Here is a 12,435-nt window from a genome sequence, read left to right as displayed (position 1 = left end):
GGCTAAAGCCGGTCCTACCAAAGGCGCGCGGGCTTTAGTGGGACCGGCTTTAGCCGGGAAGGGGCCGGATTGCGCAACATCGACCTCACATCGACACCGGCCAAACCAAACCCCAGACAAACAAAAACGCCCCCGGCCTTTCGACCGGGGGCGTTTTCGTTCAGCCGGGGCTAGTTACGCCTTGGCTTTCTTGGCAGCACGGGTACGCTCGCCTTCGTCGAGGATCTTCTTGCGAAGACGGATCGACTTAGGGGTGACTTCGCACAGCTCGTCGTCCTGGATGAATTCCAGAGCCTGTTCCAGTGTGAAGCGAACAGGTGGAACCAGAGCGATGGTCTCGTCCTTGCCCGAAGCACGCATGTTATCGAGCTTCTTGCCTTTGGTTGGGTTGACGCCCATGTCGTTGTCGCGGCTGTTCAAGCCAACGATCTGACCGTTGTAGATCTCCTGACCGTGCTCGACGAACAGCTTGCCGCGCGCCTGCAGGGTTTCCAGGGAGTAGGTCAGTGCCTTGCCGGTTTCAACCGATACCAGAACGCCGTTCTGACGACCGGACATGTCGCCGGACTTCATGGTGTCGTAGCGGTCGAAGATCGAGGTCAGGATGCCAGCACCGTTGGTCAGGGTCAGGAACTGGTTACGGAAACCAATCAGACCACGAGCAGGGATGTTGTATTCCAGACGCACACGGCCTTTGCCATCCGGCACCATGTTGGTCAGGTCGCCCTTACGCAGACCCATCTCTTCCATGACCTTGCCCTGGGATTCTTCAGGGGTGTCGATGGTGACGTTTTCGAACGGTTCCTGCTTCACACCGTCTACCTGACGGATGATCACTTCAGGACGACCGACACCCATTTCGAAGCCTTCGCGACGCATGGTTTCGATCAGTACCGACAAGTGCAGCTCACCACGGCCCGAGACCTTGAACTTGTCAGCCGAGTCGCCTTCTTCAACGCGCAGAGCAACGTTGTACAGCAGCTCTTTGTCCAGACGCTCCTTGATGTTACGGGAGGTCACGAACTTGCCTTCTTTACCGCAGAACGGCGAGTCGTTGACCTGGAAGGTCATCGAAACGGTCGGCTCGTCAACGGTCAGCGGCTTCATCGCTTCAACTGCGTCCGGGTGGCACAGAGTGTCGGAGATGAACAGCGAGTCCATACCGCTGATGCAGACGATGTCGCCAGCGGCAGCTTCTTCTACGTCGATGCGGTGCAGACCGTGGTGACCCATCAGTTTCAGGATACGGCCGTTGCGGCGCTTGCCGTCAGCACCGATCGCGACAACCGGGGTGTTCGGCTTGACGCGGCCACGAGCGATACGGCCAACACCGATGACGCCCAGGAAGCTGTTGTAGTCCAGTGCCGAGATTTGCATCTGGAACGGACCGTCACGGTCGACTTTCGGCGCAGGTACGTTGTCGACGATCGACTGGTACAGCGGGGTCATGTCTTCAGCCATGTCGGTGTGATCCAGACCGGCAATGCCGTTCAGGGCCGAGGCGTAGACGACTTTGAAGTCCAGCTGTTCTTCGGTGGCACCGAGGTTGTCGAACAGGTCGAAGATCTGGTCCAGAACCCAGTCCGGACGCGCGCCTGGACGGTCAACCTTGTTGATGCACACGATCGGACGCAGGCCGGCTTCGAAAGCCTTCTTGGTCACGAAACGGGTTTGCGGCATAGGGCCGTCTTGAGCGTCGACCAGCAGCAGAACGGAGTCAACCATCGACATCACGCGCTCTACTTCACCACCGAAGTCGGCGTGGCCCGGGGTGTCAACGATGTTGATGTGGTAGCCATTCCAGTTGATCGCGGTGTTCTTCGCGAGAATGGTAATACCGCGCTCTTTTTCCTGGTCGTTGGAGTCCATCACGCGTTCGTCGTTGAGCTCGTTGCGCTCAAGGGTGCCGGACTGGCGCAGAAGCTTGTCGACGAGGGTAGTTTTACCGTGGTCAACGTGAGCAATGATGGCGATGTTGCGTAGATTTTCGATCACTTGTGTATCTCGATCAGAGGATTCGGTCAGCTGTCTGATTGTAGGCAGCTATGAACGGTGGAGCCGGCGAAAGCCGTTACGGCTGACGACTGGTGTCGGGGGGCCGGTGACGCAAGCCACAGGCAAACAGCCCCGGGCACTTAGCTCGGTCGATAAACGCGCACATTGGCATGCCCCTCACTGAGCAGATGATGAGCATGCAGGCGACTCATGACGCCTTTGTCGCAATAGAGCAGGTACTGGCGCGTGTCATCCAGTTCCTTGAAACGGCTGTTCAATGCAAAGAACGGCAGCGTTTGTACTTCGACGCCAGTCAGCGCAAGCGGGCGGTCTTCTGCTTCATCCGGGTGACGGATGTCGATGACCACTTGCCCCGCCAGCGCCTGACTGACTTCTTCAATCTGAACGTCCTGGCCCAATTCCTCGATCACGCGATCGATCGGTACCAGACGAGCGTTTTCCAGCGCACGTTCGAGCACGGCCATGTCGAACGATTTTTCTTCGTGCTCGACCCGATTGCGCTTGGCGGCGGTCTTCGGATTCACCGAAATCACACCGCAGTATTCGGGCATGTGCCGGGCAAAATCGCCGGTGCCGATCTGATCGGCCAGGTCGATGATGTCCTGCTTGTGACTGGCGATCAGCGGTCGCAGGACCAGCTTCTCCGTCACGCAATCGATGACCGACAGGTTGGGCAGCGTCTGGCTGGACACCTGGGAAATCGCCTCGCCGGTCACCAGCGCGTCGATTTCCAGCCGGTCGGCAATGTTGGTCGCAGCGCGCAACATCATACGCTTCAATACTACGCCCATATGACTGTTATCGACTTTTCCGAGAATTTCTCCCAGAACTTCCTCGAACGGTACGCTCACGAACAGCACCCGCTGAGAGCTGCCGTACTTCTTCCAGATGAAGTGCGCGACTTCCATCACGCCCAGCTCGTGAGCACGTCCGCCCAGATTGAAGAAGCAGAAATGGCTCATCAGGCCGCGACGCATGATCTGGTACGCGGCCACGGTTGAGTCAAAGCCACCGGACATCAGGATCAGGGTCTGTTCAAGCGAACCCAGCGGATAACCGCCGATGCCGTTGTGCTGGCTGTGGATCACGAACAGGCGCTGGTCCCGAATCTCGATTCTGACCTCGACTTCCGGGGCTTTCAGCGAAATGCCGGCGGCGTTGCATTCACGACGCAGCTTGCTGCCGACGTACTTCTCGACGTCCATGGAGCTGAAGTCATGATGGCCCGCACGCTTGCAGCGCACCCCGAAAATCTTGCCGGGGAGCGCGTCGCCGAAGTGCAGCTTGCACTTCTCGTAGATGTCTTCCATGTCGCCCAGCGGATACTGGTCAACCTGCAGAAAGTGCGTGATGCCGGGCATGCAGCTGAGCCGCTCGGTCATCTCGCGCAGGACTTTGGCATCCTCGACCCTGGTTTCGACCTCAAGGTTGTCCCACACACCATCCACCACCAACGCCGGGTCCAGATCGCGGAGCACCGTACGGATGTTCTTGGCCAGCTGTTTGATGAAGCGCTTGCGCACAGGCCGGCTTTTGATAGTGATTTCTGGGAAGACTTTGACGATTAATTTCATGAAAACAGCGCGCTAGGTCCCGGTCGAAAAAGGGGGGCGCGGATTATAGCGGAAATTGCTCAAGGTTTAACCAGTTATCGTACGGCCAATCGTCCGCGCACCAAAACGGCCCTGTATACAATTACTTGGCACCATAAGGGTGCGCAGGTTTTCGAATATGCGACGTTTAACGCGGTTAAAGACAGGTATTCCCGCGGAAAACCCAACACAGGGCACTGGCATGCAAATTGCTCCCTTGTGAGGCAGGTTGCCTTGGTCGAGTATCGCGCCCGGCATCACCCAAACTGAAGGGCCAACCACTACTCAGGCCCTAATCCACCCCGGAGGACAACATGTCGAAGTCGGTTCAACTCATCAAAGATCATGACGTTAAGTGGATTGATCTGCGCTTCACGGACACCAAAGGCACTCAGCACCACGTGACCATGCCGGCCCGCGATGCGCTGGAAGACGACTTCTTCGAAGTCGGCAAAATGTTCGACGGGTCCTCCATCTCGGGCTGGAAAGGTATCGAAGCCTCCGACATGATCCTGCTGCCGGACGACGAAACCGCCGTGCTGGATCCGTTCACCGAAGAGCCTACCCTGATCCTGGTTTGCGACATCATCGAACCTTCGACCATGCAAGGTTATGATCGCGACCCACGCGCCATTGCTCACCGCGCCGAGGAATACCTGAAGTCGACCGGTATCGGTGACACTGTATTCGCCGGCCCTGAGCCAGAATTCTTCATCTTCGACGAAGTGAAATTCAAGTCCGACATCTCCGGCTCCATGTTCAAAATCTACTCCGAACAAGGTTCGTGGATGTCCGACGCCGACATCGAAGGCGGTAACAAGGGCCACCGTCCAGGCATCAAAGGCGGCTACTTCCCAGTTCCACCGTTCGACCACGACCACGAAATCCGCACCGCAATGTGCAACGCTCTGGAAGAAATGGGCCAGGTCGTCGAAGTTCACCACCACGAAGTGGCAACCGCAGGCCAGAACGAAATCGGCGTGAAATTCAACACGCTGGTTAAAAAGGCTGACGAAGTTCAGACCCTGAAATACGTCGTGCACAACGTTGCCGACGCTTACGGCCGCACCGCTACCTTCATGCCAAAGCCTCTGTACGGCGATAACGGTTCGGGTATGCACGTTCACATGTCCATCTCCAAAGATGGCAAGAACACCTTCGCAGGCGAAGGTTATGCCGGCCTGTCCGACACCGCTCTGTACTTCATCGGCGGCATCATCAAGCACGGCAAGGCCTTGAACGGCTTCACCAACCCGGCAACCAACTCGTACAAGCGTCTGGTTCCAGGCTTCGAAGCACCGGTCATGCTGGCCTACTCGGCGCGTAACCGTTCGGCATCGATCCGTATTCCTTACGTCAACAGCCCTAAGGGCCGTCGTATCGAAGCACGTTTCCCGGACCCGGCAGCCAACCCGTACCTGGCCTTCGCTGCCCTGTTGATGGCTGGCCTGGACGGCATCCAGAACAAGATCCACCCTGGCGATGCGGCTGACAAAAACCTGTACGACCTGCCGCCTGAAGAGGCGAAAGAGATCCCGCAAGTTTGCGGCAGCCTGAAGGAAGCCCTGGAAGAGCTGGACAAAGGTCGTGCGTTCCTGACCAAAGGCGGCGTATTCAGCGACGACTTCATCGACGCTTACATCGCGTTGAAATCCGAAGAAGAAATCAAAGTGCGCACGTTTGTACACCCACTGGAATACGAGCTGTACTACAGCTGCTGATCCAGTCGCGCCGGCGAGAGCCGCGTGAACAAGAGGCCTCCTTCGGGAGGCCTTTTTTGTGCTCGTCTTTCGCCGCGTTACGTACATACATATGTAACGCAGTTGAGACCACCTGTTGAGGCAATATAGTCAGCACTCCGACTTCTCCGAATACGTGCCTCGACGATCGCGAGCCAGATTACTCATGCGAGAACATCCCCTTATGCCCAAGCTGATTCAGATCACCCTCTTCGCCCTGGCCGTGTTTGCGCCAGGCCTTTATGCAGCGAACACTCAGCAGCCTCCCGCACAGCTTCAACCGCTCATCGCAGCCATGGAGCAACGCTTGGAAATCGCCAATGACGTGGCGCGCAGCAAATGGCACAGCGGCAAGCCGGTTCAGGACAGTGAGCGCGAGCGCCAGGTGATTCAGAACGCCGAATCACGGGCGAGTGAATTCAAGCTGGGCGCCGACGACGTACGCGATTTCATGACCGCCCAGATGGAAGCCAACAAGATGGTGCAATACGCGCGTATCGAGCAGTGGCGCGAAACCGGCCACTCCCCGGAGAAGCCAGACGTCAACCTGACCGATGGCATCCGGGGTCGGCTGGATACGCTGCTGCCGGTGTTGATGCAAAGTTACTCGGCGTTTCAGCCTTACCGCAGCGATGCCAAATGCGCTGGCTGGGTGCAGTCGGAAATCCAGCGACAGGCAAGTGATCCCGTCATTGAGACCGCGCTGCAACGGGCGGGAGGCGACCTCTGCCGGACCACACCAAGCCCGTGAGCGGGTGCGCAGGTCCGCTTCTCGAATGACACCGTCGATCAGTATTCCTCTATGCTGATCCATGCCGCGTCATGGATTTAGCGCGGCACCATTGTTGGTTGTCCTGATCGCTGCACTGGAGTGTTCATGCGTCAATGTCTTGCCCTTCTGTTGCTGGTATTTGCGCTGCCCGCTGCCGCGCAGATCTACAAATACACCGATGCCTCCGGCAATACGGCGTACAGCAACCAGCCGCCGAACGGGACCAAAGCCGAAACCGTCGAGCTGCCGCCACTCAACAGTGTAGAGACCGTCGTCCCCGCACCGCCGCCGCCACTGCCCGCCACGCAGAACCAAAACCAAAACCAAAACCGGGACCAGCAAAGCGCCGCCGCCTATCAGGTGCTTGCGCTGAAAGACCTGCCCCAGGACGAAGCGCTTCGTGCCAATAACGGCTCGTTCACTGTTGGCGTGGCCATAGAGCCCCGTTTGCAGCCTGGGCATTTGTTGCAGTTGGTGGTGGACGGCGCACCCTATGGCCAGCCCACGAATATTCCTCGGCTGCAGGTCATGGAGCTTGATCGGGGCGAACACAGCTTTTCCGTTCAGGTGCTGGAAAATCAGCGTTCGATCCAGCAAAGCGAGACGGTCAATCTGACAGTGCAGCGAGTCCATGTCGGCCGGCCTTAAATACGTCTACCAGTTGGCCGTCGCTCTGTGCCTGCTGTTCAGCGTGAGCCAGGCCGTTTTGGCGGAGGTGTATACCTACGTCGATGCAGACGGCAATCGGGTCTTCACCGATCAGCCTCACCGCAATGCGAAGAAGGTCGACATAGCGCCGACCAACCGGGTCGATCAGCCCACGAAGGCGCCCAGTCGGGCATCCACACCGAAGCCAGCGGCGAGACCCATCTTCCATTATCAGTTGCTGCGGATTCTGGCGCCGGAACCCGACAGCACGATCCGCGACATTGAAGGCAATCTGAATGTCACCGTCAGCAATGATCCCGAGTTGCAGCCGGATCACTTGTACAGGTTACTGCTTGACAGCAAACCCTACGGCGAGCCGACGCGCAGCCCGGTTTTCCCGCTGACGAACATCGACCGTGGCACTCACCAGCTGTCCGTAGAGATCATTGATCAGTACGGGCGAGTGCTGGAGCGAACCCCCAATCAACCCTTTCACCTCATCCGCATCTCTCTGGCCCAGAAGCGGCTCGCACAGCCCTGTAAAAACGATGATTACGGTGTGCGCCCCGAATGCCCTATCAAGGACAAGCCGGAAGAAGAATCGAGTTTCTTTTCGTTCTTCCGCTAAACCCTGCCCGACCGCCTATGCTCTATTCTGGTGCACAACCTGAACGAGCTTTCGCGTAAAAAGCCCATTTTGGTTCAGCGTTCAGAAATCCATGCACTGTCGCCGGGCCTGCCGTCCAAAAAACGTTCGTAATTACTCAATCCGCGCTTCTTTTCGGAGCCTTGGTTTGGTTTTTGCATTTTGTAATGAATGCGCGAGCACACCACACGTTCTAGCGGTTCCATACGCTGGCAAAGACCAATCAGAGCCTGCACTCACGGCCCAGCCCGAGTGCATAGAGCCAAAAGAGGTCACCGGGATTCATGACTATCAGCGATGCGTTGCATCGGTTGTTACTCGACAACCTGACCACTGCCACGATTCTGCTCAACTCGGACCTGCGCCTCGAGTACATGAATCCTGCCGCTGAAATGCTGCTGGCCATCAGTGGTCAACGTAGCCACGGCCAATTCATCAGCGAGCTGTTCACTGAATCTGCCGAAGCGCTCAGTTCGCTTCGTCAGGCGGTGGAACAGGCGCACCCGTTCACGAAACGTGAAGCGATGCTGACCGCCCTCACCGGCCAGACGTTGACGGTCGATTACGCCGTCACCCCGATTCTTTCCCAGGCCGAGACCATGCTGCTGCTGGAAGTCCACCCCCGTGATCGCTTGCTGCGGATCACCAAGGAAGAGGCTCAGTTGTCCAAGCAGGAGACCACCAAAATGCTGGTGCGTGGCCTGGCCCATGAAATCAAGAACCCCCTTGGCGGGATTCGCGGCGCCGCGCAGTTGCTGGCACGCGAGCTGCCGGAGGAGAGCCTCAAGGACTACACCAACGTCATCATCGAAGAAGCCGACCGCCTGCGTAATCTGGTCGACCGCATGCTGGGCTCGAACAAGCTGCCGATGCTGGCGATGACCAACGTGCATGAAGTGCTCGAGCGCGTGTGCAGCCTGGTCGAAGCCGAAAGCCAGGGATGCATCACCATCGTGCGCGACTACGACCCGAGCATTCCCGATGTGCTGATTGACCGCGAGCAGATGATTCAGGCCGTGCTCAATATCGTGCGCAACGCCATGCAGGCCATCAGCAGCCAGAACGAGCTGCGTCTGGGCCGCATCAGCCTGCGCACCCGCGCCATGCGCCAGTTCACCATCGGCCATGTGCGCCATCGTCTGGTCAGCAAGATCGAAATCATCGACAACGGCCCCGGCATTCCGCCGGAGCTGCAAGAAACCATTTTTTACCCCATGGTCAGCGGCCGCCCGGATGGCACCGGGCTGGGCCTTGCCATTACCCAGAACATCATCAGTCAGCACCAGGGGCTGATCGAGTGTGATAGCCACCCTGGCCATACAACATTCTCGATCTTCCTGCCGCTGGAACAAGGAGCAGCGTCGACATGAGCCGTAGTGAAACTGTCTGGATCGTCGATGACGACCGTTCCATCCGCTGGGTACTGGAGAAAGCCCTGCAGCAAGAGGGCATGACCACGCAGAGTTTCGACAGCGCCGATGGCGTGATGAGCCGCCTGGCCCGTCAGCAACCGGACGTGATCATTTCCGACATCCGCATGCCCGGCGCCAGCGGCCTGGACTTGCTGGCGCGCATTCGCGAACAGCATCCACGCCTGCCGGTCATCATCATGACCGCTCACTCGGACCTCGACAGCGCCGTGGCGTCCTATCAGGGCGGTGCGTTCGAGTACCTGCCAAAGCCGTTCGACGTTGACGAAGCCGTTTCGCTGGTCAAACGCGCCAATCAGCACGCTCAGGAGCAGCAGGGCCTGGCCGTTCCGCCAACCTTGACCCGCACCCCGGAAATCATCGGCGAAGCGCCGGCGATGCAGGAGGTGTTTCGCGCCATCGGCCGCTTGAGCCACTCCAACATCACCGTGCTGATCAACGGCGAGTCCGGGACCGGTAAAGAGCTGGTTGCCCACGCCCTGCACCGCCACAGCCCACGCTCGGCTTCGCCGTTCATTGCGCTGAACATGGCAGCGATTCCGAAAGACTTGATGGAGTCCGAGCTGTTCGGCCACGAAAAAGGCGCGTTCACCGGCGCGGCGAACCTGCGTCGTGGGCGTTTCGAGCAAGCCGACGGTGGCACCCTGTTTCTCGATGAAATCGGCGACATGCCGGCCGATACCCAAACCCGGTTGCTGCGTGTCTTGGCTGACGGCGAGTTCTACCGCGTTGGCGGCCACGTGCCGGTCAAAGTCGACGTGCGCATCATTGCGGCGACCCACCAGAATCTGGAAACCCTGGTCCAGGCCGGCAAGTTCCGCGAAGACTTGTTCCACCGCCTGAACGTGATCCGCATTCACATCCCGCGCATGTCCGACCGTCGCGAAGACATTCCGACGCTGGCACGCCACTTCCTCAGCCGCGCTGCGCAGGAACTGGCGGTTGAGCCCAAGCTGCTGAAGGCGGAAACCGAGGAATACCTCAAGCACCTGCCGTGGCCGGGCAACGTCCGTCAGCTGGAAAACACCTGTCGCTGGATCACGGTGATGGCGTCGGGCCGCGAAGTGCATGTCAGCGATCTGCCGCCCGAATTGCTGAGCCTGCCCCAGGACGCTGCTCCGGTGACCAACTGGGAACAAGCGCTGCGCCAATGGGCCGATCAGGCTCTGGCCCGTGGTCAGTCCAGCCTGCTGGACAGTGCCGTGCCGACGTTCGAACGCATCATGATCGAGACCGCGCTCAAGCACACCGCCGGCCGTCGTCGCGACGCCGCCGTGCTGCTGGGCTGGGGCCGCAATACCTTGACCCGCAAGATCAAGGAGTTGGGCATGAAGATCGATGGCGGGGATGACGACGAGGGTGACGAGGGCTAACCCCTGCGATAGGCAGCAGCGCCTGCCTGCGATGGCGTCAGTTGAAAGACGGATTCGCCGCAGGCAGGACGCCATCGCGGGCAAGAGCGCCCACGATGGCTGCGGGTTTACTCAGCCGAAGATGGCTTCTCCCACAGATTAATTCCGCCTTCCACCGCAAACCGGTCGATCTCGGCCAGTTCTTCCTGACTGAACTCAAGATTGTCGAGGGCGCCGACGTTCTCGATGATCTGCTCCGGACGGCTTGCACCGATCAGTGCGGACGTGACGCGCGGATCGCGCAGTGTCCAGGCCAGTGCCATCTGCGCCAGGCTCTGACCGCGACGCTTGGCGATCTCGTTCAGCGCGCGCACGTGCTCGATGTTCTGCTCCGACAAATGCCCCGCCTGTAACGAGCCGCCACCGGGACGGTTGACCCGTGCGTCTTTTGGAATGCCGTTCAGGTATTTATCCGACAGCAGCCCCTGGGCCAGCGCGGTGAATGCAATGACGCCCGAGCCGAGTTCTTCGGTGGTGTCCAGCAGGTCTTTTTCCACCCAGCGATTGAGCAGGTTATAGGCCGGCTGATGAATCAGCAGCGGCACTTTCCACTCTTTCAGCAGGCCTGCGATTTCTCGGGTTTTGGCGCCCGAATACGACGAAATCCCGATATACAGCGCTTTGCCCTGCTGCACAGCGGTGGCCAGTGCGCTCGCGGTTTCTTCCAGCGGGGTATCAGGGTCGAAGCGGTGGGAATAGAAAATATCGACGTAGTCCAGGCCCATGCGCTGCAGGCTCTGATCGAGGCTGGCGAGCACGTATTTGCGCGATCCGCCGCCCTGACCGTAAGGCCCTGGCCACATGTCCCAGCCGGCTTTGCTGGAGATAATCAGTTCGTCGCGGTATTGCTTGAAGTCTTCCTTGAGCAGGCGACCGAAGTTGATTTCGGCACTGCCGTAGGGCGGGCCATAGTTATTGGCGAGGTCGAAGTGGTTAATACCCAGATCGAAGGCCGTGCGCAGCATCGCACGCTGGGTGTCGATCGGCGTGCTGTCACCAAAGTTGTGCCACAAACCCATGGAGAGCGCTGGCAGCACCAGGCCACTGCGGCCTACGCGACGATAGGGAATGCGTTCATAACGGTTTTCGGCAGCGATGTAAGTCATCCAGTCCTCTCTTTCTTGTATGGAAGTCAGTCACAAAACGAACCTGCGAGATTACTCGGATTTCTCTGCGGCGAGGGGGTTCAAGAGAGTGGACGAACGCTACGCTCCAGCGCTGAAGGAAAGCGACGGCCACTGCATTGTTCGCTGCAGCAGAACAATGAAGGCGTTTCTGCGGCGTTTATCAACGCGGTCTGCCATGTGAAGCTGCACTCACTTTCAAATGAATCGGAGCCTCACCATGACGCAGTCCACTCCACACATCCCCCGTCCGGTCGCCATCGTCACCGGCGCCTCCCGTGGTATCGGCGCGGAAATCGCCCGGCGCTTGAGCCACGACGGTTTCGCGGTGGTCGTGAATTACGCCAGCAGCGCGGCAGAAGCGGACGCCCTGGTTGCGCAGCTCAAAGACGAGGGCGGTCAGGCCATCGCGATGAAAGCCGACGTTGCCCAGGCTGACGAGGTCCGCGAGTTGTTCGAGCAAACGGAAGCGAAGCTGGGCAAGGTCAATGTGCTGGTCAATAACGCCGGCGTCATGAAGGCACTGCCGCTGGCAGACACCAGCGATGAGCAATTCGATCAGGCGTTCAACATCAACACCCGAGGCACCTTCAACACGTTGCGCGAGGCCAGCGCGCGGATGAACGACGGCGGTCGCATCATCAATTTCTCCACCACTGCGCTGGCGCTGAACCTGCCGGGCTATGCCATCTATAACGCGACCAAGGCGGCCGTCGAAGCCTTCACCCATGTATTTGCCAAGGAGCTGCGCGGGCGGAATATCACGGTGAATGCCGTCGCGCCGGGGCCGGTGGCGACCGAGCTGTTCCTGCAAGGCAAAACCGAGGAGCAAATCCAGCACTTTGCCAACATGCCGCCGTTGCAGCGCCTGGGGCAGCCGGAAGATATCGCCAGCGTCGTGTCCTTTCTAGCCGGCCCGGATTCAGGCTGGGTGAATGGGCAGGTGCTGCGGGCCAATGGTGGCTTGGCTTAGGTAGAAATCGAAGGTGTAAAAGCAAGCGTGCCCGCAAGGGCGTCGTGTCCGTCCCCGGTTGGGCGACTGACACGACGCCCTTG

The 12,435-nt window shown here is 59.1% G+C and carries 10 protein-coding genes; 7 read left to right on the top strand and 3 right to left on the bottom strand.

Annotated elements, in window-relative coordinates; all coding sequences use genetic code 11:
• Positions 1-174: 174 nt before the first annotated feature.
• Positions 175-1,995 carry a translational GTPase TypA gene (gene typA / locus QMX88_RS26620; protein ID WP_122536774.1) on the bottom strand — a complete coding sequence of 607 codons (1,821 nt, stop codon included), beginning with the start codon at positions 1,993-1,995 and terminating at the stop codon, positions 175-177.
• A gap of 140 nt (positions 1,996-2,135) precedes the next feature.
• Positions 2,136-3,590 carry a tRNA uracil 4-sulfurtransferase ThiI gene (gene thiI / locus QMX88_RS26615; RefSeq protein ID WP_122624387.1) on the bottom strand — a complete coding sequence of 485 codons (1,455 nt, stop codon included), beginning with the start codon at positions 3,588-3,590 and terminating at the stop codon, positions 2,136-2,138.
• A gap of 332 nt (positions 3,591-3,922) precedes the next feature.
• On the opposite strand from thiI, the gene glnA reads away from it, so the two are divergent.
• The 6 genes from glnA to ntrC all read left to right on the top strand — a co-directional run bounded on the left by glnA (position 3,923) and on the right by ntrC (position 10,216).
• Positions 3,923-5,329 (top strand): glutamate--ammonia ligase, encoded by a 1,407-nt coding sequence (gene glnA / locus QMX88_RS26610; protein ID WP_037018763.1) that lies wholly within the window; start codon positions 3,923-3,925, stop codon positions 5,327-5,329.
• A 202-nt stretch (positions 5,330-5,531) separates the two neighbouring features.
• Entirely contained in the window at positions 5,532-6,098 is a 567-nt protein-coding gene (locus QMX88_RS26605) for a chorismate mutase (protein ID WP_282373253.1), read from the top strand.
• Positions 6,099-6,224: 126 nt separating this feature from the next.
• The gene (locus QMX88_RS26600; RefSeq protein ID WP_282373252.1) at positions 6,225-6,767 is read left to right on the top strand and encodes a DUF4124 domain-containing protein; all 543 of its coding nucleotides are present in this window, start codon (positions 6,225-6,227) and stop codon (positions 6,765-6,767) included.
• Positions 6,751-7,395, top strand: coding sequence for a DUF4124 domain-containing protein (locus tag QMX88_RS26595; protein ID WP_282373251.1), 645 nt, complete (start codon positions 6,751-6,753; stop codon positions 7,393-7,395). Before QMX88_RS26600 ends, QMX88_RS26595 begins: the two co-directional genes overlap by 17 nt.
• Before the next feature lie 302 nt (positions 7,396-7,697).
• Positions 7,698-8,783, top strand: a complete 1,086-nt coding sequence (glnL, locus tag QMX88_RS26590; protein ID WP_074890143.1) for a nitrogen regulation protein NR(II) — start codon at positions 7,698-7,700, stop codon at positions 8,781-8,783.
• Positions 8,780-10,216 carry a nitrogen regulation protein NR(I) gene (gene ntrC / locus QMX88_RS26585; protein ID WP_074890141.1) on the top strand — a complete coding sequence of 479 codons (1,437 nt, stop codon included), beginning with the start codon at positions 8,780-8,782 and terminating at the stop codon, positions 10,214-10,216. Before glnL ends, ntrC begins: the two co-directional genes overlap by 4 nt.
• A gap of 107 nt (positions 10,217-10,323) precedes the next feature.
• Here ntrC and mgrA read toward each other — a convergent pair whose 3' ends face one another.
• Positions 10,324-11,361 carry an L-glyceraldehyde 3-phosphate reductase gene (gene mgrA, locus QMX88_RS26580; protein ID WP_192173014.1) on the bottom strand — a complete coding sequence of 346 codons (1,038 nt, stop codon included), beginning with the start codon at positions 11,359-11,361 and terminating at the stop codon, positions 10,324-10,326.
• 238 nt (positions 11,362-11,599) lie between these two features.
• Between mgrA and QMX88_RS26575 the strand changes: the two genes are divergently transcribed.
• Positions 11,600-12,352 (top strand): SDR family oxidoreductase, encoded by a 753-nt coding sequence (locus QMX88_RS26575; protein WP_282373249.1) that lies wholly within the window; start codon positions 11,600-11,602, stop codon positions 12,350-12,352.
• Positions 12,353-12,435 lie beyond the last annotated feature (83 nt).

Origin of the sequence: Pseudomonas sp. PS02290 (assembly GCF_029960075.1) — a bacterium.
Classification (GTDB): domain Bacteria; phylum Pseudomonadota; class Gammaproteobacteria; order Pseudomonadales; family Pseudomonadaceae; genus Aquipseudomonas.
This window is presented reverse-complemented; position numbering and strand designations above follow the sequence as displayed.

Bases quoted from the DNA above. Each gene is read 5' to 3' on its own strand.
- thiI (WP_122624387.1), bottom strand. From the start codon at position 3,590: ATGAAATTAATCGTCAAAGTCTTCCCAGAAATCACTATCAAAAGCCGG.
- glnA (WP_037018763.1), top strand. From the start codon at position 3,923: ATGTCGAAGTCGGTTCAACTCATCAAAGATCATGACGTTAAGTGGATT.
- QMX88_RS26605 (WP_282373253.1), top strand. From the start codon at position 5,532: ATGCCCAAGCTGATTCAGATCACCCTCTTCGCCCTGGCCGTGTTTGCG.
- QMX88_RS26600 (WP_282373252.1), top strand. From the start codon at position 6,225: ATGCGTCAATGTCTTGCCCTTCTGTTGCTGGTATTTGCGCTGCCCGCT.
- QMX88_RS26595 (WP_282373251.1), top strand. From the start codon at position 6,751: ATGTCGGCCGGCCTTAAATACGTCTACCAGTTGGCCGTCGCTCTGTGC.
- glnL (WP_074890143.1), top strand. From the start codon at position 7,698: ATGACTATCAGCGATGCGTTGCATCGGTTGTTACTCGACAACCTGACC.
- ntrC (WP_074890141.1), top strand. From the start codon at position 8,780: ATGAGCCGTAGTGAAACTGTCTGGATCGTCGATGACGACCGTTCCATC.
- mgrA (WP_192173014.1), bottom strand. From the start codon at position 11,361: ATGACTTACATCGCTGCCGAAAACCGTTATGAACGCATTCCCTATCGT.
- QMX88_RS26575 (WP_282373249.1), top strand. From the start codon at position 11,600: ATGACGCAGTCCACTCCACACATCCCCCGTCCGGTCGCCATCGTCACC.